The following is a 23,412-nucleotide window of genomic DNA, read 5'->3' on the forward strand; positions in this document are numbered from 1 at the left end:
ATGCAGTTTACAGACTTTTCATTTTTATTTGTCTTTTTACCCCTTTCCTATCTGATTTATCTGCTTTTAAACAGGATGAGGCTCAAAACATCAGCTCTCAATTTTTACCTGCTTTTGATTTCCCTGCTTTTCTATTCTGCCGGTGGATGGACTTCCTTGTTTATCCTGGGATTTGTCCTGCTCTGGAACTGGATGTGCGCAGGCGCAATTCAATATGACTACGATCATCCAGAAAATGAATCCACAGCGTCGCAGACTGCACCAGACAAGGCGGGTGCTAAACAGCCGCTTCGCGCGTTTTTGGCGATGCCAAACGCCAAAAAAACACTATGGATCTGTATTGCGGTCAATATCCTGCTTTTATTGGTCTATAAATATATCGGCGTCTGGATCGAAGAGCTGACGGGCAGTACAACTTTTCTTTCGACTTTTGTGATGCCTGTCGGTCTTTCGTTTTATATATTCTCGTCTATCTCCTATGTTGCAGACGTTTACATGAAAAAGGCTGCCGCCTGCTCACTGGTCGATTTCGGTCTGTTTGCAGCCTTCTTTAGCCGGGTCAACATGGGGCCGATCGGACATTATGCAAAATTTAAAGACCAGCTCGCCTATCACCCGCAAACCCGCCGGGGCAAACGGTATGGCGCCGCTTTGTTTTTGCAGGGACTGTTCTTTAAAGTCTTTCTGGCTGACAATCTGGCACTGGTTTTTTCCGGGCTGGAAAACAACTCTACCTGGCTTGGCACGTGGCTTTTAGCCATCAGCTATATGCTTGAGCTTTACTTTGACTTTGCCGGCTACTCCCGTATGGCCAGAGGCCTGGCCAGTCTTTTTGGTTTTGATATCCCGGCAAACTTTGATAAGCCCTACATGGCGACCTCGATTCAGGACTTCTGGAGACGCTGGCATATTTCACTGACCGACTGGTTTCGTGAGTACATCTACATCCCTCTTGGGGGCAACCGAGTCAGTGACAAACGCTGGATCCTCAATCTGTTTGTGGTCTGGTTTTTAACCGGGCTGTGGCATGGCCCGACTTTAAGCTTTATGGTCTGGGGGCTTTTGCAGGGGGCGCTCATCTTGCTCGAACATCAAAAACTCAATGCCCTGCTTGAAAAACTGCCTTCTTTTGGACGTCATGTCTATGTCTTATTGATGGCCATGATCTCCTGGATTCTGTTTTTCAGCCCCAGTCTGCTCGATGGCCTGCAAAGAATTGGAAGACTATTCTTTATCGGCATTGCAGGCCTGGCCAATACGCAGGCTTTGTTTTATCTGTTCCATGCTCCCGTTCTGTTTGCGGCAGCGATCTTCTGTGCAGGCAGCCTGCCAAAAAAAGCCGCAAACTGGATTTCCCGGCATATACCGCTCAATAAAGGCTTACTTGGAGCCTTTGGCTATGGTTTAGGCTTTCTGTTGTGTCTGGCAATGCTCATCTCCCAGACTTCGCAGGCTTTCCTGTATACCGCATTTTAAGGAGGCCGTTTTATGAAGAAAACTGAACATCAGCCACATATTACCCGCTATCAGAAGTACCTGTATGGGCTTCTTTCCGTCATCTGCTGCACTGTGATGGTGCTCAACCTGATCATTCCAGACTCCGTGCGTTCAGAAGTGGAAAACAGACCCTTAGCTGGTTTTCCCAAGCTTTCGATTTCAGCCTTACAGTCTGGCCGCTATGCCGATCAGTTTGAAGATTATGTTTCCGACCAGTTTCTTGGCCGCAATACTTTGTTTCATGTCAACTACCTTTTCCGCCGGCTTTGCGGCCAGCGTGAAATTGATGATGTCTATCTGGGCAAAAACGCTCTGCTTCAAAACCCGTCCACACCAGCAGATGGGCTTCTGGAAAGCCAGATTGAAACCATCAATGAATTTGTAAACCTCACCGGTCTGCCCGCTTCGGTTCTGGTCGCCCCAAGTGCCGCCAATATCCAGGCGGATAAGCTGCCGCTCGATGCTCCGGCCACCGATGAAAATGGCCCGCTTGATCAGCTGTATTCCTCTTTGAATACCTCCAAAGCCGATGTCCGCCAGATCCTCAAAGACCATAAAGATGAATACATCTATTACCGCACGGATCATCACTGGACCAGTCTTGGAGCCAGATATGGCGCCCAGGTATTTCTGGATTCCTATGGCATCACGATGAATCCAGACGATTTTGAAAACCTGAAAGTTTCCGATACTTTTGAAGGGACGCTGGCCAACAAAACCGGATCCGTCGGTCTTTGCGATGATATTTATATCTGCCCGGATAAATACCAGACTGAATATCTGGTCACCTGGAATGATGGCTCGAAAACCACCAGCATTTACAACCAAGAAGCGCTGGACCATAAAGACCAGTACCAGGTTTTCCTTGGCGCCAACCAGGGTCTGGTTCACATTGAAACCTTAAGCAGTTCCAATGAAAACCTGCTTCTGTTCAAGGATTCCTATGCCAATGATGTCATCCAGTATCTGCTGCCTTACTTCCGCAACATTTACGTCGTCGATCCCCGCTACTTCTACGAAGATATCAACTTCGTCCTGGCAGCTGGCAATATCACCCGCCTGGGCTTTCTGTTCTCCTATAACAATTTCGTGACCGACAGTTCCCTGCGCGATGTTTTGCAGACAAGAATCCTGCAGGAAACAGCGGATCTGACAAACGAAACGGCTGATGAAGCCGAGCAGTCAGAAGCAGCAAACGAAGAACAGCCTGCTTCCAGTGAGCAAAGCCAGGAAAGCCAGAGCGCTTCGACAAGTGAAAACGACGCCAGCAGTGCATCCGAATCAGTTTCCAGTGAAGAATCCGCGCAGTCTTCAGTCGAAACCGAGACTGAATCAGAAACTTCCGATCAGGCGCAAAGCCAGGATTCATAAGCGTGATATTTACAAACTCAACACCCCATTCCCATTCAACAGACTAACAAATGGAGAAGCCATTGTTCTACCAGGTAGAACAGGGCTTCTCCATTTTCAGTTTCTGATCCAACCAATCAGGCTGATCCGCACATGGGAAAAACGAACCTGTCCTCATCGAACCGGACCATTTCATCTCCCTTATCCAGACGACTTCAAAAAAAGATTTCTGGTTTTCAGCCAGACCGGTTGTGTTGGGTACAACAGACTAAAGCTAAATCTAAACGTTGAGTTTTATACCAGGAAAAGTGTTTTATAAGCTTTAAGTCTCCTTTGCCTTTGTGCCAGGCAGCCACTTATGCAAAAACAAAACCGGTTGATCATAGCTCATTGTTCCTGTCTGCTTCTTCATTTATGGTGGATGTGCAAGTGATGCTGCGGTTGCAAAGGACACAGTTATAAATATATATACTAAAATTAATCATGAATGTTGGTAAATTAAACAGAGCAATTTGGGCAGATGCAATTGCTAGATGAGTCACAAATCCGGCTGGAGAAACATCTGCTCTCTATCCCCAACAAGAGGGCAGTGGAACGATGAAATAAGTGCTCTGAGGTCTTTTGCAGATGACATCAATCTAGCTTTAATCCATGGATCCACAGTCTGTCATGATAGGGGACTTCTCGCCTATGCTGCTGGGCGGTCTGGACCATGATCGCAGGCGCCGGTCTTAATACACTGGTCAGGGGTGCGTTCTTGTATAACAGACAGTCCTTCAAAAGCTTAAATACTGCCTTATTTATCCATCATTTATATGTCCGATCCCTCTTCAACCGCAGCCATCACTTCGGTTCGAAAGTCCATGCAAAGTCCATGCGAGACTTTTGAACCTGCTTAGAAATGAGGTGTAAGCATGAAAAGAACGCTCATTTTCATGTGTGGAGTGTTATCTGCTGTCTTCTGTCTGCTCTTCTGTATGAATGCGCAGTTTTCGGACAATATCGCTTTAGAGCATTTGGGAAAAGTGGATTCTTATATCGCTCTGTCCTTGCCGGGTATGGACAGCCAGAGAGCCATTTCGGAATTTGAGAAGTTATCCAATCAGTATAAGGCAGTCTTTATAAGAGAAGACATCAAGGAAGAAGAGAACAGACAGGTCACGTATCGAACGATCGTCGCCCCAGATGGATATTGGAAGTCGGCAAACTATCCCCTGTCTTCTGGACGTCTTCCCCAGTCTGACCAGGAATTTCTTGCCACTTGGCAGACAGGAGATCAAAACCAGACCGGTTTGACCCGTGATCTATTTGACGATTCACCTGCCATTTTTCAGTCCTTAAAAGGTAATCCAGACTTGGTTTTATCGCAGGGGACTTACATTCTTTGCAGCGCCTATGATCAACGCGACCAGATTCTGAGCGAATTAGCCAATGATCTGGAACTGTCCAAGGATGAAATCCTGGAAACAGGATTTGCAAAAAACTATTCCCCTGGCCCGACCAAAATCGTGCTGGCTGGTGCAGGGATCCTTCTGCTTTTGTATATGATGATCTGCTTGTTTTATCCTTTTTCAAAAGCAAAAGAAATATCTATTCTGCGTCTGGAAGGCTGGAGTCTCACTGAAATCTGGAAGAAGTTAATGGGAGAGATTTTACTTGTGGCATTTTTTGAAGGAATACTCGCCACAATCGTTCCATTTGGATTGTTTCGAAATCTAGATCTCCAATTTGGACTCCAGCTAGGTGCAATGGAACTTGGGGTATGGCTGCTCTGTCTGGTGCTGACGAGTATTTCCCTGCTGGTGATCCGAAATTTTACGATTGGTTCGATGCTGAAAAATCAGGTTCGCGGGCAGCTTCCGTATACTATATACTATCAGTTCTTTGATGAAAGCAGCCGTCATACTGGTTCTTGCTTGTGCAACACCTGTATCGGTGACACTCATTCAAACTGCGTTTTGGCATATTCAAGCCATTCATGCTTATGACTCTGTTCCCGACCAGATGACACTTACGCATTTTGAGTATGTAAATGATGAATTCCAGCAGATGCTCAATGGCAACCATAGCTTGAATCGAAAATTTGACGCCTTTTTTCGCGAGCTTGAACAAACGGCCGATGCAGGGTATTTTCAGGCATTGAAATATGACCAGAACTACTTCAATACGACAAAACCAGAACCAGTAACTTTGGAAAGACCGATTTTTGAAATTCAAGTCAATGAAAATGAACTTGAACAGTTTGCCAATTTCTTTGATCATCCGGTCGCTGAATATTTTCAAACGGATGAAATAACCATCTTAGTTCCAGATTCAATGTCTGAAAACGAAAAAAGCCTTGCCCAATTTGCATTTACTTATCCCTATACAGTCAATGGACAGGCTGTTTCGACTCATATCGAAACGTATAAAACTGCCAATCGACCGGTATTTCTTCAAAACGGAAATTTAATCAATACGGGCGACTTGTTTGCCAATGATCCGGTCTTTGTCTGTCTTCAGGGTCCCTATCTTGAAAATGCTGGCGGGCTGACAAACAGTGCAATGACCAATCCAATTCGCATTGCAGATAGTGAGTCAAACAGAAAAGCAATCCAGCAGGCAGTTCTCAATCATGATCTGGTTGACAATCATGTCGAGATCGAAAAAATGACCGATACGATTGCTCAGGAATTCATCAACTCTTCAAGGATGTATCTCTTGATGGTCACTGGCTGTCTTTTATTTCTGGGATTTTCTGATCTTCTTGCTTCCTACTATCTATTGCGGATTGTGCTGACAATCCGGAAGAAAGAAATTTTTGTCAAAAAGCTGAATGGATATCCCCTGACTTCTCGTTACAAAAAAGAAGTACTGATGAGCATTTCAATCTGGAGTGCTGGAATCGTTGTTTTGATTTTATTAAAGCGAATTTTTGGGGATACTGCCTCTATGCCGTTTTATTTTTATTGGATGTGATGATTTGGATTTGGCAGGTTAAACATCAGGAAAAGAAGTCATTGGCGCTGCTTCTAAAAGGAGAAGAATAAAAGATGAATGCGATTGAAGTCAAAAATTTAAAGAAGTCATTTGGAAACAGGGTCCTGTTTGAAGACTTGAATTTAACCCTGCCGCAAGGAAAAATGACCGCGATTATGGGAGCATCAGGATCAGGAAAGAGTACTCTGCTCAATATCATGGGAATGATCGAACCGGCCGATGAAGGAAGTGTTTACCTTTTCGGAAAAAGAACGCCCAAACCCGATTCAAGTCAGGCGGCAAAAATGATTTGCAACCACATCTCTTACTTATTTCAGAACTACGCTTTGATCGACGATCAGACAGTAAAAGAAAATTTACAGATCGCTTTACATCATGTCAAAGAAAGCAGAAAGCGAAAGGATGACAGGATTGCAGCCGCTTTAGCAAAGACAGGATTGAGCGGATTTGAGCAACGAAAAGTATACGAACTTTCTGGTGGAGAGCAACAGCGCGTGGCTGTGGCCAGAGCGTTGCTCAAACCTGGAGAATTAATCCTGGCAGATGAGCCAACTGGAGCGTTAGATGCAAAAAACCGGGATGCCGTGGTTAGCTTGCTTCGTTTCATGGCAGATTGCCAAAAGACTGTCGTCATTGTCACCCATGATCCCGTAGTGGCAGAAGCATGCGATCAAATGATTCTGCTGGATTGAAAAACATCGACTGCGATAGATTCAACTGCCATGGATTATGGAAAGCGTTGCGAAGTGGTTAATCCTCGAGATTTTTATTGGCAAATAAGCCGCCAGATCACAGGCGTAGAAATACGATCCGATCTGGCGGCTTTTCAAGGTTCAGCTCATTTTTATGGAGTGTTAGAGGCAGGAAAGATGACTTTAAGTTTTGAACGATCTTTTCCAGATAAAAATTCAACCTTGCACTCATTGGGAAGAAAGCGAAGATCAGGCATTTGAGCTGATGCTGAACAGGACATGATAAAGACCGTTGATCCATTCTCTTTGTTCTGGCGAAACACAAGTCCCCTCTTTGGGCTGGAAGCTAAAGCATGCAGTCCGGATTGCAAAGCTGCCTCATACAATTGGTAGACCATGCTGGTGGCCAATGCAGGAAGATCGGGATCGATCATGGTTGTGGAAATCTGAATATCCAAATCCTGGATCTGGTTTTGGTGCTCGACCAGAACAGCACTCAAAATCCAGGAGCTGCATGAGACTTGCGCAAACAACTTCTGCAGCTTTTGCGAATCGTGATCAATCGCTTTGGCTAAATCGAAATGACCTGCCTGCATAGCCAGCGTATAGAGCTGGCTGTAGTCATGGATCTGCTCGTGTAAATACGGGGAAATTCCAGTTCATAATTTCGCCGTAAAAGATCCAGTCGTTTGGACAGCTCGTTTTCGCGAATCTGGATTTCTCGATGAAGAACATGGTTCAGATGAAATGCTAACAATATCCAGACGATCGCCAGCATTACAACCATCAAAATCGTGTCCATCCCGCCCTGTTTTGTAGAAAATGCAGACCATATCGTAAGCATGCTTAAAAGTACGGCAGGAATCCAGAGAATCCAGTCAGGTTTCGAAAAAGAAGAAGCAAGGATCAGATGCAGCAAAGATCGAACCGGCCGCAAACTGATCAGACATAAACCACTCAAAAGGATCCCAACCAAAAAGGGCTGCGTAGTGAGAAGTCCTGGAAAGACAACACTTCCGAGTACCGTCAGAACTATGGCAAGCATATACAAAACGATCCACATGACAGTCCCAAGAAACAAAACCGTGATCCGAGCAAAAAACGAATCCCGGAAACCAAAACAGAAATAGCCGCCTGCAAGAATCAGAACAATCCAGAGCGGTGAAAATCGAGACCACCAGGCATTCGTCGTGAAAACCAGGATGATCAAAAGGAAAAGAAATATCTGGCCTGGCCTTTTCAAAACGGGATGCAGCAGCTGATGACTGAGAATAAAGATCCAGACAATAAAGATGGAACCAATGAAAATCATCGCAGCCCGCCTCGATTCCATTGCTCAAAGGCAGACTGAAAGGGCTTATGACGCCTTCTGGACACAGGAATTTTGCTACCGTCTTTTAAAAGAACCATATCCTTTTCGATGGACTGGATTTGGGCAAGATTGACCAGGTATCCTTTCGCCGGAGAGGAAAACCCATAGCTGCAGACAAGTTCATCAGCTTCGAAAAGGGCCATCGAAGCTGCGATCCGGTGGCCATTGGTCAGATGGAAAACGCATTTTCGATCTCGATATTCGATAAAGGCAACGCTGCCAACCCGGATTTTGAAATCTCCTAAGCGCGGATCCGAAATCAAAGCACGCTGCCGAAACTGGGGTTCGTCCATCAAATCCTGCATTTCGAGTTTTAGAATCTCGGGATTGAGCGGTTTTAAAAAATATCGGGCCGCCCGAATGGTATATCCTTTTTCAAGATAGGCGGTATATCCGGAGACAATGATCATGGTCAGGTTTGGATAGAACTGCCGGAGTTTTTTGCCAAGTACAATCCCGCTGGTTTTTCCGATCTCCATATCCAGAACGACCAGATCCGCCTGCATGAGATATGGATTCTCTTTCAAATTTTCAGGCTCCGTAAAAAAGACATGAAAGGACAGCGCAAAGGAATACGACTGCAGCGCCTCTTTCAAAGCGGCCTGGATATGGTCTGCATCCCTTTTACTATCCTCAAAAAGCACAATGTTTAAACGATTCAGATTCATATGTTTATTTTAAACAAAAAGCATAAGGAAAGATACACGCATCGGGTAAACCGGAATCCTTCATGGCTTTTCCCGTATTGCATGCATACAAAAAGCCGATTCGTATCAAATGGAATACAAATCGGCTTGGATGATTTCAGCCTCATTCCTTGGCTATTCTGGCTTTCTTGGTAATTGATTATGCGGCAGTTTAGAAGGCCAGCAGCTTAAAGTTTTCCGGTTCAAGATGAACGCGGCCTTCAATCGCTTCATCTTCATCTGTCATCAGGTTTTTCATCTCACCATTGAAGTTCACTGAAATATCAACGCTTTCTGGCAAGAGGTTAATGCAGGTCCAGATCGATTTTCCATTCAGTGAGCGCTGGTAAATACACCAGGGATTGTTGATCGCAATCTGGGTATAATCGCCATCGACCAGTTCCGGATGTTCTGAATGGATTTTGGCCAGTCTGGCAATCATATCGGTCAGCTCATTCCACTTGGGAACTTCGACTTCCGGGCGAATGGATGTATCGTTATTATTCTTGATCCCTTCCATACCCCATTCGCTGCCATAATACACTGCCGGAATGCCAGGCATGGTATAAAGCATCGCATACAAAGCGGGCAGCAGATTCTTGTTTTCCAGCGTCGAGGCGATGCGGTTGACGTCATGGTTATCCACAAAGCTTAATAAATGCTTGCCGCGATACAGGCACCATTGTTCCTTGCCAAACTGACGATTGAAGGAATACAGGATTTCATAGAAGTTTTTGGAATTGAATGAAGAATACAGTCCCTTATAGCACTCATAGTTAGTGCAGGAATCTAACATCTGGTCATTGACCCAGGTGTTGTAATCGCCATGCAGGGTCTCCCCTAATAAGAAGAACTCAGGGTTTCTGGATTTGACATGCGCATGGAGAGTCCGCAGAAAATTCTGGTCCAGGCAATACGCCACATCCAGACGCAGACCATCTACACCAAATTCATCGATCCAGAAATCAACAGTGTCCAGCAGATACTGAACAACCTGAGGATTTTGCAGGTTCAGTTTTACCAGTGCATCATAACCTTCCCAGTTCTGATAGCTTAAGCCATCGTTATAGCCGTTGTTGCCATTGAAATCGATATGGAACCAGTCTTTGTAGGCAGACTGTTCACGGTTTTTGAGGACATCCTGGAACTGGGGGAAGTCACGGCCAACATGGTTGAACACGGCATCGAATAAAACGGAAATGCCCTGGTCATGCAGGGTGTTGACCAGTTTTTTAAGATCTTCATTATCACCAAGCCGGGAGTCCACTTTGCGATAGTCAATGGTGTCATAGCCATGGGTTGCCGACTCAAACAGGGGGTTGAACAGGATCATATCCATATTCAGCTTCTTGTAATGATCCAGCCATTCCTCATTTACAAACCGTGGCAGACGATGGGTGAGTACATGGTCATTTTCAAAGGGGGTTCCTGCTGCCCCTAAGGGATAAATCTGGTAAACGTTCTTTTCAAAAGCTTTCATTGTGCATACTCCTTCATGATCGAAACAAAATCAAAACAACAAAACGAATCGTTTCTGCAGATCTTCGCATAGTGAATGATCAGGAAAGTTCTTAGCTTGAGAAACGTCTCAACTTAAGAAATACCGCAGCTTTCAGCCGCGTATAAATGGAGATCTGAAACAATTCGGGGGATTTTGTTATGCGGATAGACCGATTGTATTCAGGAATCAAAACCGATCACTGGACAAAGAGGGGGAATTGTCTGAATTCTGACCTGCCTGGGGGCTTGTCCTTTGAATCTGTCGGGAATTCAGTTAAAAATGAATCCATTTTCTGAATTGATAACCGCTTTCTATTCCTGAAAACTACCTTTCTGATTATACAGGAACCAATTTTTTGCGGGCAGTGAGGGGCTTTTGTTTTCGCCAGAAAGGTAAGGGGCTGTACGATTTCACCGCTTCTAAACGAGTAATGAAAGATGCAGCAGTGAAGACATGCTCACTCATTCTGCTTTAGTTCTGACTGATTCAGATATTTTAAATGACTTGTCATTTAGAGGGCAAAACACGAAAGAACGCTTCGAAGCGCTCCTGCCAAATTTGCAAGAGTCTCGAAGCGTTTTTTCTATAGGGTCATTTTCTACAAATGCATTTGATCTGATCCTGAATGGAAGGTCAGGCTCTTATTGACCATGATCTTTCCGGTCTTTGTCCTTTCTTCCTGCAGTCATTTGAAGAATACAGGAAATAAACAGGACAATCACTGCCAGTACTGCTGCCATCGCATAGAAATGAGCATGAGTTGGATCAGCGGTGTTAATGGACTTGGATCCCGATGGATTCTTGTTGGAAGTCTGCTTCTGATTTCCATTCACGATGGTCTGCTGGCTTGTTTTCCGTGCACCAGCTTTGGTCCAGTCGGTATTGTGAGTGGACGACTGGTTTTGCGATGAGGATTTGCTGCTTTGCGAACTTTGGGAATCGTCATGATTCTGGCTCGAATCATTTTGGGGGCTGGGTTCTGATTCCAGTCTGATATGAAAGACTGTCTCCTCTTTCCCGGATTCGGTTTGATCAGGATGGTCTGGATCTCCCCGTCGTGTCGGGTCTGCCATCGCATCAGTTGCGGTGATGCCGGAAAACAAGGTTCCATCATCATCCCAGAAGGTCTCGACACGAATAATCATGATCCGTTCATCCACCAGCTCAACATCTTTGCCGCTGATCAGCTTTTCGGTGAGCTCATAGCTCCAGTCGACAGGCTCACTTGCTGGAATCGGTCCAAATTCAGCCTTTCCGCATCCATCGATCGTCAGCGTATTGGAACATGGCATTGGGGCGCCCTCGATTGGTTTCAGTTCAAACTGGGTGACTGCATTTCGCTGATCAATTTCTTCTTCCTGCTGCTGCTCGATGGCCTGGTTTTCTTCATCTGCTTTCCAGGGTTCCACTTCAACCGGGATATAAATATCCAATGATTCTGATGAACTTGGTTCTGATGTACTCTTTGCCTGGAGAGTGAAAGATCCTCCAAACATCATCGAGATGCACACAAAGACCGATATCATCAAGCTGAAAACAGGAAGATACAATCGTCTTTGCAATTTTCTCTGACTGATTTTCATTTCCCTCCTCCTGTTTACCTGGATCGTCCAGGGTTTATTCAATCCATTCCTTTTCAAAACCTTTCTTTTTGTCTGGCTGGTGTCCAGAGCTGTCGGTTTTCTTATATTGATCTTCTTTATTGATCTTATTGATCTGCTTCTTATCGATCTGCCGATCTACTTCTTCTGCCTTCTGCTTTTTATTCCTTTTCCATCGTGGCAAAAACAATCACCCGTCCATTCGAAACGGCATCATAGCAGGTGGACATGGCAAGGACAGACGCAGATGGATCCACATCCCGAAAGTGGGAAGCATTGTCTTTCAGATACTGGATGAGCTGGGATGCATCCTGCTGGTACTGAACGGGTGAATAGACAGCCTGGTTTCCGGAATCCGTATCCAGAACCGCGAACAGCTCGAGGTTGTATTTGCCATCTTTTGTGGTCAGCAGCCCGGTTGTATGGTCATCGAAGTAATCCTGATCCAGAAAATGAATCAGGTCGCCATACATCCCGCCATTGTCCATATGATGGCCATAGGTCAGGTTATAGTGGTCAGAAAAATCGGGGCTGTTTTCACAGCTGAGGAAAATGGCGCCGGAAAGCGAGAATTCTTTTTTGGCGTTTCGGTTCAGGTATTCAAAGTCGTTGCTGCCCTGCACCATGGGCTGGTCAATATGCGTCTGATCGATTGTGATCCAGCCAATGACATCCGGATTGACCGACATCAGCTGGTTAAAGGAGAGGCTGTCCTCGTCATCTGGCTTATATTGCATCAATGAAGGTGAAAATCCCTGATGGGCAGTATTCCAGTTATCAAAAAGAGAATACCCACCAAATAACAGCAGCAAAATCACCGTCAGCATGACAGCGAAGTCCAGAATGTCCAGACCGATTCTTGCCATACGCGCTTTATCATCCAGATTCATTCCTGTCTTCTCCTTTCTGCTGCCATACTCTTCTTATTTCTGTCCTGTTTTCCTGTATCAGTTCTCTTATTCCGTTACTCGTGTTTTCTGCGAACCAGGTAGAAGCCGCCAAAGACAAGAACAAGGGCGACGACAAGGACGTATGGAAGATAGGTCTGAATCATACCGGTTGGTAAGGATCCCTCTTTGTTATTGGTAAACTTAACTTTCTGGTCTGCCTGACCAATTGTCGTTGTGGCGACTGCACCATCGGTTGCTGCAGTTTCTTTTCCATCATCAATCTGGTAAGTCTGGGTGTAATCAGAGCTGTTTGTTTCTTTGAAGCTGTACGAATCTTTCGGGGTCAGTCCATAGACCGTAACTGTCTGTTTATTTCCCAGTTCGATCGGACTTTGTACAGTTGCAGTACCCTTATCCGAAATCGTCAGCGTATTGGTTGTTCCATCTGGCAGTTTGTACGTGATTACCTGTCCAGGAGTACCCTGAATTGTAAAGGTGAATGGGAACTTCGCTTCCATGTCGGCCTGGTTACCGGTGATCATCTTGGTCAAAGAGACAGACTGCGTCTGGAAATTTCCTTTGAAGCCTGCTTTACTGATTTTTTGCGTTTCATCACTGGACTGGTAAATATCGACGCCGCCGACACCAAGACTTCCATCTGACTGGTCAACAATCCATACTTCGGCAGTCAAAGACTGAGGATCGATCGTCAGACCATCAAGGGCTGTTGGTTCATAGGTTTTGCCGCCAAGACTGACGACTGGCTGCAGGATATAGACATAAAGTCCAGGCAGTGTGAATTTTGATGCATCAAACTGCACCTGGGCTGTATACACTGCGGTATTTGTCTGGCTTCCCTCTTGTGGAGCGCTGCTGTTTTCAACAACAGAAGCTCCCTGGGCAACACCCGCAAAGCGCGTATCTGGTGCGGCATCATCGCTTGCAGCTGGCAGGCTGGCATCTGGGGTAATGTTACAGGTAAAGCTAAGTGGCTGAATGCTGTCCTTATCGTTATAGGTCAGATCCAAAGTCACAGGAATGGTCATGGTGCCGGCTGCCCCACTGGCGCCTGATGTCTGGCTGGAGGTATCAGTCGAATCATCTGCCAGGACTGGAACGGTAACCAGAGCAAGGCTCGTGATGATCGCTGCTGCTTTTGCGAATCCTTTCTTCAGTTTTTTCAGGATCCCGTCTGTTTTCATACTTACTCACATTCTTTCTTTATCCGGCATGCGGCTGAAGTTGGGCCTGGATCTAACCAAAGGCAGAACCAGTCGCTGCTGTTTTTGATTCATCGGTTTTACCGATTGGATCAGCTTTATTGAATTCTCAGTTTTACTCAATGGAATGCGTTGTTGAAATGGATCAGCCCGCAAAGTCCATCTGCTTCATATCGCTGGCAGAGTTTGTTTTTCTCACGCCTGGGCGATGCTCATTTTTTCATCTTCCCTTTTTACAACTTTTCCAGCTTTTACAACTTTTCCGATGCTTCTTTCGGTTACTGGAAACCGGACCGCCTGATTGCACTGATTACTTTTCCAACAATCTGGCTGCGCTCAACGGGACCGGTCTGGCGGCTGTCCATAGCGGTCTGCCGGTTATCTCCCAGAACGAAATACTCATCCTGGCCAAGGGTTACGGGATAGACAACGCTGCTTTGATAGGCTGGCGTTGGAGAATCAATCTCGTCATTATCCGTTTCGGTTCCGTTGACATAAAGTTTCTGGTCATCACTAATCTCCACGGTTTCCTGGGGCATCGCCACAATACGACCTGTGTGAAGCGTTCCGTCCTGGTTGTAGACAATGACGTCATTGGTATACAGGTGCTGAGGATAGCGGAAGACCAGTTCCACGTCCTTGTAGTCCAAAAAAGGCTTCATGTCGTCATCCTGAACGGGAACGATCCGGAAAATCCCAACAAAGACCACACCAAGAAAAACAATCAATACCGACAGCCGGATCCAGAAACTGTGGATATCTTCCTTATCGAGAAGATGGCGGCGTTGATGCTCGATCGCTTCTTCTGGCGTTTCCTCTTGGGGATGTTTCCAGAATCTGTGATGGCTGCCAGACTGTTTTCTTTCTTGTGAGGAATTGTCATGGGGTGGGCTGTCGTGGTCCGTTTGATTCATTTGGGAGGCCTGTTTTTCACTGATCTTTTCGTCGGTCTTGTGATCAGTGGGCGGGGTCTGGCCGTCTGGGCTTTTCAAGTCGTTTGGATCTTTTCCGTTTTCCGTCATGTCAGTCTCTCCATTTCTGACGGACTGGTTAAAGAGTGGGCTTTGAGCTGTTCATCTTTTTCCTTGAGCTGCTGGTCTTTCTGTTCAAGAAGTCGGTCTTTTTCCTTCAGCTCTTCGTCTTTTCTTTTCAGTTCCTGGTCTTTCTGCAGGATTTCCTGCTTACTGGCCTTTAACTCCTCGTCTTTTTTGTTCAGCTCCAACAGAAGGTCCTCACTCAGCCGCTCATCCAGAGCAGGATCCTCCTTCTTTGCCTCATCCTCTCCGCCGGGGTCTGTTTCATTTTTCTGTGAATCGATCCTGGTGATCACTTCGTTCAGGGATTGAATCACCCCGTCTTTTTCATCAAGAATTGCCTTGTCATAGGCCGCTTTGCATTCATAGACCTGGCGGTATAAACCTTGAAGGATATCCATCTGTCGAAGGACGTCAAGTGGATCTACCCCTCCAAAAACTTTCTTTTTAAACTTCATCTGCGTAATGAATTTTGAGATATCAACCATAGTTCTGATTGGCTCGGGCAAAGATTTGCAGCTCTTTTCAGAACTGGAATTTGTACTGGAATCTAGAGTCGTCATTGTATTCACCTCGTAATCTCTGCTGGACAGGCTCGGGCTGCTCCAATCAATTTTTAGATTTATTCTCTGGCTGTGCGATTTACTCTGCTTTGCGCACTGCACATTGGATGCAGTCCGTATTCATGCAGCCATACTGCGAATCTTTAACCACTCTACTTGGGTAAGCGCATACAGTTTGGGGTTATCGACTCTGATTCAGGCGGTTCCTTCTGCTCCAGGCAAAGAAGCCTGCTGTCGCAATGAGGACTGCAGCTGCTGCAATCAGCCACAGCCAGGAACTGCTGCCATTTTTCAGGTCAGTTGGCGGTGAGATATTTTTGTCGTTATCAATGACGACTTTCGTATCTCCCTGAACAACGAAATGAACCGGCATGGTGTTGCCATTTGATTTTCCGTTGACAGTCGAACTGACCGTGTAGCCTTTTGTATCCGTCTCGGTAATGGAGACTGTTGTTCCATACGGAACTTTGATGCCATCGACGGTCTGGCCATTTTTCATGGTGAACTGATAGGTTTTGCTTTGCGGATCATAGGTCATCTCATCCGGAATGGAATCTCCCGGCAAAGTCTGATCCATGTTTCCATCCAGAGACATCTGCATCGTAAAGGAAGCGTTTTTGCTGGCATCATTGCCGCTGACCTTTTCGGTGATGGAAAGAGGACAGAGAATTTCGTTAAAGAACGTTACATAGTCCGTTCCATCGCTGAACTTTGTTTTTTCATATGGATCCGGATCGGTTTGATTCTCGTATTTTTTGGCATTCTCTTCAGTCTGCTTGAAGCTTCCTCCGATACCGATCCAGGTCATCATGCCATCACTGCCATCCTGGGTAATTTCATACTCCTGGCCATCATCAAGCAGTGTTGGCAGATCCAGGCTTTCACCGCCTTCGAGCTGAAATTCATAGGTATTTTTATCGCTGTTCCAGGGGATTCTTACCACTTCTGTAGATCCATCTGCTTTGGTCAGGACTGCTTCAACACCATCCGGCAGCTGCGTTTTTCCTGGTATCGTCAGCTGGTAGGTGAAAGGATACGTCTTTTCTTCTGGATCGCCATAGACTTCATTGGTCACAATCAGATGGGTTGCCTTTTTAAACGTGGCATAGAAGCTTGTGTTGCATACGATCTGGTCATCAAATTCTGCCAGTTCCGTCATCTCTTTATTGTTGTACCAGTCGGTCATGTAATAATCCGAATACTGGGGGAACTGGGCACTTTCCGGATCTTCATCTCCTGGGATATAGGCTTTTGGCTTCGTAATATCCTGTTCCCATGTGTCTTTGCACACCGTCTGGGCACTGACCAGGGAGAAGTTTTCTGCACCTGGCTGGAGAACATTAAAGCTGACTGTACAGGTCTGGAGGGAATTCAGAATGATGACACCGTCGAGGTGGTAACAGAATCCCCATGCTTTCGAATGCATTTTTCCGTTTTCATCCGGAACAGGAGGATAGGCTCCTTTGTTTGTGGTCATGACTCGAATCCAGCGAATGGTATAGTATCCAAGCTCACTGACCTCCGGCGTGTCTGGTCTGGCATATTTATAGGTATGTGAGGTGCCGGTCCGGTCATTGAAGGTAATGTCCGGGAAAAAGTTTTGATTATCCGGATCCGGATACTGAATTACGCCCTCCGGAATATTCTGGACAGGGATGGATTCACTGGCGCCGGGCTTGTATGTTGGTTTAATCGTGGTGTAGGCCATTCCTCGCCATGCGGCGACTACCCAGTGGCCTTCCCCATTGCCGGAAACCTGCATCATCTGATATCCAGGCAGCATGCCATAACAGTAAAGCGGCTGCACGGATGAGTCGTCTGAATCTTCTGTCTCGTCGTATCCAGACTCCATTGACCTTGCGACCAGAACATCAGGAGAATCCAGATCGAACTGGGTGATAAAGCGGTCATCCTGAACCGCCCAGTCACCAAAATCGACCGTGCTGTCTACCAGTTTTTCAGGGACAATGTCATCTTCATCTTTCTGGAGATGCAGCAGACCGAAAACAGTAGGATCAAGATCCGCATCGGTATCAAAGGCAGAAGGTTTGACAGCCATCTGGAAATGGACGGAACTGGATGGTTCGATGCGTTTTCCATCTTCGTCGGTAAAACTCATTTTCCAGGCCGCCATCGGATACCCATCTCTTTGATCCGAATATTCCATGACATCAGCGAATGTCTGTGAATCGGCATCGATCTTTTCGCAGTCGAAAGATGTATCCTGGTCAAACGTTCCCTCATCTGCATTAACATTCAGCAGCAAATCATCATCCTGCCAGAGATAGGTTGTCGATCCATCGTCGTTCTCGATGGTCTGACTTCCGTTTTCACCATCTGTCAGGGTGACCAGCGTATCCAGATCCAAATCGTCTCTAATTGTGGATGAGTCGTCAGATCCATCAGTTGAGGAGTCTGCTGATGAATCCATTGATGAATCATCCTGATCTGAGCAGCGATCACTGGATTGTAAGTCTTCAGAGTCGGGATTTTCTTGTTCACTGCTCTGTGAGTCGAAAGCACTGGAAGAATCGCTGGTACTGGATGAATCGAATAAATCAGGCGAATCAGATGAATCAGATAAGCCGTACATATTGGAACTGTAGTCGGAGTAGAAAGATGAAGAACCTGTCCGTCTTGGATTGAAGTCCTGGTTTGAAATCGAATCCTCAAAGGATCCCGAGAAGGAAAATGCCGAATCTGACTGGCTTGGATCTTCCGAAAACGTTTGGAAGGAAGATGAATCCGCAAAACCAGGCGGTGATGGACTCAGAGTGTAATCTGACCCTTCATTGTTCTTAGTGAAAATCTGGCTGTTTTCATGTTCACTGTCATCCTGCTCAGTCATTTCGTCATAGACAGCCGAATTGGCAGATGGATGATTGAATTGATCCTGGGCAGATACTGGCGATATCAATGTTCCGGTCATGAACAAAGCACACGCCAGCGAAACACAGCAGTGGCCAAAATGACGTTTATTCATGCCAGCCTCCTTTCTGCAATTAGAGGAAAATTAAAATACTCTAATTGTAAATCTCAACAAAAAGCATCATTAAATAAAGCTTTTAAGATATGATATAGTCTTTATTCCTTACACCGCTATCATGAATTATCTAATTTGCTGTTTCAAGATATTCGCCCAACTGGTTTATAATTAAACTCACCGTCATTTAATTTGACTGTTATTGGTTTCGATGCTACACCTGAACCTGAACAATTCATCAAAACCGACAAATGGCCGGAAACACCTTTAAAGAACGTGTTTCCGGCCATTTTGCTTTTCACCAAACAGGTGAGTGTAAATCGTTCATCATTCCTATACAATATTAGTCACACACACCAAAAAGAAAGGATTTTGAACAATGACACACACCCTGAACAACAGTATGGCCGGTTTTATTCCTGAATGCAACATTTCTTTTAATGGAGGGGATCTTTCTTCCGACACCGGTGCAATTCTCCCTCTCGATTTCATCAATTCTAATTTACTTCTTCAGCCTTATGCCAACCTTCCTTTTTCGGACGAAAGGCAATCCTGCCATCCGAAAAATTCCAACTTCTCTTTGATGAGCCAGCAGGTTTTCAAGTATCTCCTTGGTTATTCGTCTCAGGCTGATCAGGAGGTTCTTGCCAAAGATCCAATTCTTTGTCAGTACTTTCAGGGGATTTCTTCCCAAAGCTCTGTCAGCCGTTTTTTCAGCCGTGTCTGTGAAGATACGAATAATGCTTTCTGGCAGATTTTTATGAATCAGGCCTGTCAGTTTATCAGTTCTAACCAGGACGATATTCTTCTCGATGCCGATTCGACAAAAACCGATACCTATGGAAAGCAGGAAGGGGGTGCATGGATCCATCACTACAGTCAGACTGGATATCATCCATTTGTCATTAACGAATACAACTCGAAAACCCTTGTTGGGGCATGGCTGCGTCCTGGATCCACTTATTCTGCCGACGAAGCTGAATCGATCATGGCCGAAGTCCTCAAACGACTGCCTGACTGTACTGGAGCTGGCAGAATACGGATTATCATGTTCCGTGGAGACGCTGCTTTTTACTCGGGCGGCCTGATGGATCTGTTTGAAGACCGTTTCAATCCAGTTCGTTATGCCATCAGAGCCAAAGGAACAGACAGACTTGAAAGCTTATGTCAGGATGCCTACTACGACAGTTCCGATCACGAAGAAGACAGCACTTATACTTCAGCTAAGCCTTTTTATGGAGAAATCCGCTATCAGATGTCCAACTCTTCAAAAAGCAGAAGGGTCTGTTTTAAGCTCTATTTCACCGAAGAAGAGGATGAGAAAGGGCAGGCTCAGCTTCTGCTGGTCCCTCATGTTTTTGCGGTAATCACCAATATCGAAGACATGACCGTAAAACGGGTCATCGACTTCTATTGTCAGAGAGGCAACAGCGAAAACTACACCAAGGAGTTGAAAAGTGACTTCATGGCAAATACGCTTTCGCATCGCTCATTTGAAGCCAATGCCTTTGAATTTCTTCTGAAATGCCTTGCCTATAACCTTTTTCACTTTTTCCAGTTTCGGGTGATGGAAGGTGCTGATCAGAATATGACATGTGGATCATTCCGGAAAAAGTATCAGAAAGTTGCTTCAAGGCTGAGCTTTCATGCGCGAAGTTTTCACTTGAAGATTGCCAGTTCATTTCGTCATGCCGACAGATTCACCCGATATCTGCAAAAGTCCAGGACAATCGGATGGATAGCCGCTCATTTGTGTTGAATCTATTTTAAATAAAGTAAAATTTTAAATTTGACAGCCTTCGGACTGTCTTTTTGTCGTGGACAAAAGGTTGTTATATGCGATTTCGACCAGTTTTTGCCCGTCATTTTTGAAAAAATCAAGTACCCCCCTCCACCGGAAACAATGTGGATAACCGAACCGAGAAAGATTTGTTTGCGTTTTGAAGACAAAACACGAAAAATGGTTTTGTGAAAAAAGCCATGAATTATTCGGGCTGAAGTCACCTTTAGTAGATCCAAACGAATTATTATTTTTCCGAATCAATTTAGTTAACCTTTTTGACAACACAATCTATTGCCTCTCTGTTTTCCTTTCAATCGTCAGCAAACCCACATTTTCAAGCCCTGCCCAGACAAACGAGAGACTGCTTTCCTCAAAAAAACGAAACAAAACGTGCAGGAATCCCGACAAAAAAAGGCTGTAACCTTCACCGGTTCTAAACGACCGATGAGGATTACAGTCCTTAACCAAATTGGCTTGTTTAATATTCTTTTTTTTGGTGTTTTCTTTGTGATCAGTCTTCGCACAGATCAAATGGCTTGGCTCCTACAGCCTGTTCAAGCAGTTTTGGATCCATCTCAATCTGCACCCCAATTTTGCCGCCGGAAAAATAGATGGTTTCAAATTCTAAGGCACTCTGATCAAAGAAAGTCGGAAACTGCTTTTTCATTCCCAGTGGGGAGCAGCCGCCATGCACATAGCCGGTCAGCGGCAGCAGCTGTTTCTGGGCGATCATTTCGATCTTCTTTTTGCCTGCAGCCTTGGCCGCTTTTTTGAGTGACAGGTGTTTATCGGCTGGAATCATGAAGACAAAGTGTTCCTTGTCATTGGATTCCGTCACCAGGGTTTTGAAGACCTGTTCTTTTTTGGCATGAAGCAGATCGGCAACCGTATTGGCATCGGCTGCTTCTTTTAAATTGAGGTCAAAATGTTCATACGGCAGCTTGAGGGTATCAAGATGGCGCATTGCATTGGTTTTTTTGATTTTCATTGACGATTCTCTCCAGTTTTCGCATGATCTGCCTTGCAGCGGCAGATTTGGTCATGGAGTGATCCATGGCTGTTTTCAATATATACTGATGCGCTTTTTCTTCACTCCATCTGCACAGCGAAACCAGCTGGACTTTGCACTGGCCGACCAGTTTTTCATCCTGAAACCGCCGCTTTTCCTTATTAATAGAATCCTGCAGGCGGCGCTTGGTATCAACGGTTTTGGACAGGTAAGCCAGAACCTGCAATAAAACAGTCCTGGGTGTCTGCAAGGGCAGAACCAGGATTGGGGCGCTTCGAAATTGGTAGCTGATTGTATCGATTTTTTCACTGGGGCAGAACACCACTGCAGACAGCGAGTGAATCGTGCTCAGTTCCAGAACTCCTGAACCGAGAGCCGAGGATTTCGGCTGCAGCTGGGCGGCTAGAAGATCAAACGTCGAAGTCCCCAGAAGACGTTTGGCTTTTTCCAGCGTTTCTGCATTCACAATTTCCCATTCTGAAGCCGCAAAAACCTCCTGCGGCAGAATTGGACACTCCTGGACAATCAGCAGCCGCTTTTTTAACACTCTTCCTCCACCGCCAGGTAGGCATTCACCAGATCAGGATGAAGAGTCTGTTCGATGAGCTGGGAAGTTTGGACGAGTTCCTTGGCTTCTTTTAAGGATGAAGCGACCGGGCGATCTGCGTTCTTTGGCAGATCCAGATTTTCTTCGATGCCCTGCAGGCCGGCAATCAAAACCAGCGCAAAATTGAGATAGGGGTTGGTCAGTGAATCTGGGAGTCTGACTTCAATCACATCTTTAGCCAGCGGCGGGATGCGGACCATCACATTGCGGACTGTATCCGACACATCAAAACGACCTGGCGCATTGACCGAAGCCAGCCGTTTGACGGAAAGTGGCGACGAGCACATGAATAACTGCATTTCCGGCAGGTATTTGAGCAGACCCGCAATAAAGGCGTCTCTTTTTTTAAGCCCTTCAACAAAACGGACCTGAACGTGCATGGAACTGCCTGCCTGGTCTTCTAACGGCTTAGCAGAAAAATCCGCATATAAGCCATTGGAATTGGCTGTAGTCCGGACCACCCATTTAAACAGGCTGGCCTCATCCGCTGCCTGCAATGGATCTGAGAAGTGAAAATCAATCTCATTCTGGCCGGGTCCGGACTGATGATAGGACTTATGGGGATCCAGACCCATTTCTTCCAGAATCAGGCAGATTTCACGCCGGATGTTTTCCCCCTGATCAAGAGGCGCCACATCCATATACCCGCCATGATCAAATGGCTTCTTCGTTGGATTGCCATTTTCATCCCGTTCAAACAGATAAAACTCATTTTTGGCAGCCATCAGCACTTCCAGATCTTGGCTGGCAACAGATTGAAGAACGCGTTTGAGCAACAGACGGGTGTCGGCTTCAAAAGGTTTGCCATCAATCGTATACAAATCGCAGACCATATGGATCACACCGTTCTCCATGCTGCGCCAGGGCAGCAGCACCATTGTGGAAGGATCGGGTTTGATAATCAGATCCGTTCCCTCGTGGGTGCAGCCAGGAAAAATCTGGGTGGCATCAATCGCCACCCCTTTTTCAAAGGCCCGGTTGAGCTGTCTTGGCATAATAGATACATTTTTCTGTTTACCAAACAAGTCGTAAAAACCAAGGCGGATAAACTTCACGCCCTCGTCTTCGACATAGTTCAGTACATCTTCTCGAGTCGTCATTTCAATTTCCCTTCTTTAATCCATTTCCTGAAACTTTCTGCCCCCTCCATCCTTCAGTCCATGCAAAACAGGCTAAAAAGCGGCCAGCATCATTGTCACACCCGATCTGTGATATGAACTACCCTGCCTTGGCAGCGTTCTGGATCGGTTCAGAATGAACAACTGTGAAAACGTTCCTGCGATTCGTTCTGCTCTAAACGTTCTGCTCTATATTGGAAATGGATCATATTCTTCGTTTTTAAGCACTGGTTGAGCATCAAAAAATCTCTGAAGATCTGGCCCAATGGCAATTCATGGCTGTGGTCAGAATCTCAGTCTTTCAATTACCGATTTTCGAAATATTTATTCGCGTTGAAAACAGATATTGAATCCTGTCTGCATCCAGACTGAAAAGATCAATCGAACGCTGGAGTAGTCAAAGGCAGAAGGCGCTGTTTTTTCAGAAATGTTGGATTTAGAGGCAGACAGAATATCGAAACTTTATTCAGAAACCATACCGCTGATTGATTCAGCTTTTGTTTGGTTTATTCAATAGTATAGACAAT

18 protein-coding genes are annotated in these 23,412 nt (G+C 45.6%); 6 read left to right on the top strand and 12 right to left on the bottom strand.

Going from position 1 to position 23,412, the window contains the following annotated elements:
• The 5 genes from U4956_RS00620 to U4956_RS00640 all read left to right on the top strand — a co-directional run bounded on the left by U4956_RS00620 (position 1) and on the right by U4956_RS00640 (position 6,518).
• The gene (locus U4956_RS00620; protein ID WP_323088227.1) at positions 1 to 1,476 is read left to right on the top strand and encodes an MBOAT family O-acyltransferase; all 1,476 of its coding nucleotides are present in this window, start codon (positions 1 to 3) and stop codon (positions 1,474 to 1,476) included.
• 12 nt (positions 1,477 to 1,488) lie between these two features.
• Positions 1,489 to 2,868 (top strand): DHHW family protein, encoded by a 1,380-nt coding sequence (locus U4956_RS00625; protein WP_323088229.1) that lies wholly within the window; start codon positions 1,489 to 1,491, stop codon positions 2,866 to 2,868.
• An 893-nt stretch (positions 2,869 to 3,761) separates the two neighbouring features.
• The gene (locus U4956_RS00630; protein WP_323088231.1) at positions 3,762 to 4,835 is read left to right on the top strand and encodes an ABC transporter permease; all 1,074 of its coding nucleotides are present in this window, start codon (positions 3,762 to 3,764) and stop codon (positions 4,833 to 4,835) included.
• Between the two features lie 16 nt (positions 4,836 to 4,851).
• Positions 4,852 to 5,805, top strand: coding sequence for a hypothetical protein (locus U4956_RS00635; protein ID WP_323088232.1), 954 nt, complete (start codon positions 4,852 to 4,854; stop codon positions 5,803 to 5,805).
• A gap of 74 nt (positions 5,806 to 5,879) precedes the next feature.
• Positions 5,880 to 6,518, top strand: a complete 639-nt coding sequence (locus U4956_RS00640) for an ABC transporter ATP-binding protein (protein WP_323088235.1) — start codon at positions 5,880 to 5,882, stop codon at positions 6,516 to 6,518.
• Positions 6,519 to 6,670: 152 nt separating this feature from the next.
• On the opposite strand, the gene U4956_RS00645 is transcribed toward U4956_RS00640, so the two are convergent.
• From U4956_RS00645 to U4956_RS00685, 9 genes are all read right to left on the bottom strand, one after another.
• Positions 6,671 to 7,114, bottom strand: coding sequence for a hypothetical protein (locus U4956_RS00645; protein ID WP_323088236.1), 444 nt, complete (start codon positions 7,112 to 7,114; stop codon positions 6,671 to 6,673).
• A 712-nt stretch (positions 7,115 to 7,826) separates the two neighbouring features.
• Positions 7,827 to 8,558, bottom strand: a complete 732-nt coding sequence (locus tag U4956_RS00650; protein ID WP_323088238.1) for a LytTR family DNA-binding domain-containing protein — start codon at positions 8,556 to 8,558, stop codon at positions 7,827 to 7,829.
• 190 nt (positions 8,559 to 8,748) lie between these two features.
• A complete protein-coding gene (locus U4956_RS00655) occupies positions 8,749 to 10,056 on the bottom strand; it encodes an alpha-amylase family glycosyl hydrolase (RefSeq protein WP_323088240.1) in 1,308 nt (435 codons plus the stop codon).
• A 662-nt stretch (positions 10,057 to 10,718) separates the two neighbouring features.
• Positions 10,719 to 11,660 carry a hypothetical protein gene (locus U4956_RS00660; protein ID WP_323088241.1) on the bottom strand — a complete coding sequence of 314 codons (942 nt, stop codon included), beginning with the start codon at positions 11,658 to 11,660 and terminating at the stop codon, positions 10,719 to 10,721.
• A 179-nt stretch (positions 11,661 to 11,839) separates the two neighbouring features.
• Complete coding sequence (gene srtB / locus U4956_RS00665; RefSeq protein WP_323088243.1) at positions 11,840 to 12,568, bottom strand: class B sortase; 729 nt, start codon at positions 12,566 to 12,568, stop codon at positions 11,840 to 11,842.
• A 74-nt stretch (positions 12,569 to 12,642) separates the two neighbouring features.
• Complete coding sequence (locus U4956_RS00670; protein ID WP_323088245.1) at positions 12,643 to 13,770, bottom strand: hypothetical protein; 1,128 nt, start codon at positions 13,768 to 13,770, stop codon at positions 12,643 to 12,645.
• Between the two features lie 296 nt (positions 13,771 to 14,066).
• Positions 14,067 to 14,810, bottom strand: a complete 744-nt coding sequence (gene lepB, locus U4956_RS00675; RefSeq protein WP_323088247.1) for a signal peptidase I — start codon at positions 14,808 to 14,810, stop codon at positions 14,067 to 14,069.
• Entirely contained in the window at positions 14,807 to 15,385 is a 579-nt protein-coding gene (locus U4956_RS00680; protein WP_323088249.1) for a hypothetical protein, read from the bottom strand. Before U4956_RS00680 ends, lepB begins: the two co-directional genes overlap by 4 nt.
• Positions 15,386 to 15,566: 181 nt before the next feature.
• The gene (locus tag U4956_RS00685) at positions 15,567 to 18,368 is read right to left on the bottom strand and encodes a DUF5979 domain-containing protein (RefSeq protein ID WP_323088250.1); all 2,802 of its coding nucleotides are present in this window, start codon (positions 18,366 to 18,368) and stop codon (positions 15,567 to 15,569) included.
• 379 nt (positions 18,369 to 18,747) lie between these two features.
• Between U4956_RS00685 and U4956_RS00690 the strand changes: the two genes are divergently transcribed.
• Positions 18,748 to 20,127, top strand: coding sequence for an IS1380 family transposase (locus tag U4956_RS00690; RefSeq protein WP_323088251.1), 1,380 nt, complete (start codon positions 18,748 to 18,750; stop codon positions 20,125 to 20,127).
• A 535-nt stretch (positions 20,128 to 20,662) separates the two neighbouring features.
• Here U4956_RS00690 and ybaK read toward each other — a convergent pair.
• From ybaK to U4956_RS00705, 3 genes are read right to left on the bottom strand one after another with little or no spacing between them, the layout of a single operon-like run.
• Complete coding sequence (gene ybaK, locus U4956_RS00695; RefSeq protein ID WP_323088252.1) at positions 20,663 to 21,139, bottom strand: Cys-tRNA(Pro) deacylase; 477 nt, start codon at positions 21,137 to 21,139, stop codon at positions 20,663 to 20,665.
• Positions 21,102 to 21,707, bottom strand: coding sequence for an ANTAR domain-containing protein (locus U4956_RS00700; RefSeq protein WP_323088253.1), 606 nt, complete (start codon positions 21,705 to 21,707; stop codon positions 21,102 to 21,104). Before U4956_RS00700 ends, ybaK begins: the two co-directional genes overlap by 38 nt.
• Positions 21,701 to 22,867 (bottom strand): glutamine synthetase family protein, encoded by a 1,167-nt coding sequence (locus U4956_RS00705; RefSeq protein WP_323088255.1) that lies wholly within the window; start codon positions 22,865 to 22,867, stop codon positions 21,701 to 21,703. The genes U4956_RS00700 and U4956_RS00705 overlap by 7 nt, the downstream gene beginning before the upstream one ends.
• Between the last annotated feature and the right edge of the window lie 545 nt (positions 22,868 to 23,412).

Source organism: Allobaculum sp. JKK-2023, from assembly GCF_034745455.1.
GTDB lineage: Bacteria > Bacillota_I > Bacilli_A > Erysipelotrichales > Erysipelotrichaceae > Allobaculum.

Coding starts and splice junctions, on each gene's coding strand:
- U4956_RS00620 (WP_323088227.1), top strand. CDS start 1: ATGCAGTTTACAGACTTTTCATTTTTATTTGTCTTTTTACCCCTTTCC.
- U4956_RS00625 (WP_323088229.1), top strand. CDS start 1,489: ATGAAGAAAACTGAACATCAGCCACATATTACCCGCTATCAGAAGTAC.
- U4956_RS00630 (WP_323088231.1), top strand. CDS start 3,762: ATGAAAAGAACGCTCATTTTCATGTGTGGAGTGTTATCTGCTGTCTTC.
- U4956_RS00640 (WP_323088235.1), top strand. CDS start 5,880: ATGAATGCGATTGAAGTCAAAAATTTAAAGAAGTCATTTGGAAACAGG.
- U4956_RS00645 (WP_323088236.1), bottom strand. CDS start 7,114: ATGCAGGCAGGTCATTTCGATTTAGCCAAAGCGATTGATCACGATTCG.
- U4956_RS00705 (WP_323088255.1), bottom strand. CDS start 22,867: ATGACGACTCGAGAAGATGTACTGAACTATGTCGAAGACGAGGGCGTG.
- U4956_RS00660 (WP_323088241.1), bottom strand. CDS start 11,660: ATGAAAATCAGTCAGAGAAAATTGCAAAGACGATTGTATCTTCCTGTT.
- U4956_RS00655 (WP_323088240.1), bottom strand. CDS start 10,056: ATGAAAGCTTTTGAAAAGAACGTTTACCAGATTTATCCCTTAGGGGCA.
- ybaK (WP_323088252.1), bottom strand. CDS start 21,139: ATGAAAATCAAAAAAACCAATGCAATGCGCCATCTTGATACCCTCAAG.
- U4956_RS00670 (WP_323088245.1), bottom strand. CDS start 13,770: ATGAAAACAGACGGGATCCTGAAAAAACTGAAGAAAGGATTCGCAAAA.
- U4956_RS00685 (WP_323088250.1), bottom strand. CDS start 18,368: ATGAATAAACGTCATTTTGGCCACTGCTGTGTTTCGCTGGCGTGTGCT.
- U4956_RS00635 (WP_323088232.1), top strand. CDS start 4,852: ATGACACTTACGCATTTTGAGTATGTAAATGATGAATTCCAGCAGATG.
- U4956_RS00690 (WP_323088251.1), top strand. CDS start 18,748: ATGACACACACCCTGAACAACAGTATGGCCGGTTTTATTCCTGAATGC.
- lepB (WP_323088247.1), bottom strand. CDS start 14,810: ATGACGGAAAACGGAAAAGATCCAAACGACTTGAAAAGCCCAGACGGC.
- U4956_RS00680 (WP_323088249.1), bottom strand. CDS start 15,385: ATGACGACTCTAGATTCCAGTACAAATTCCAGTTCTGAAAAGAGCTGC.
- U4956_RS00650 (WP_323088238.1), bottom strand. CDS start 8,558: ATGAATCTGAATCGTTTAAACATTGTGCTTTTTGAGGATAGTAAAAGG.
- srtB (WP_323088243.1), bottom strand. CDS start 12,568: ATGAATCTGGATGATAAAGCGCGTATGGCAAGAATCGGTCTGGACATT.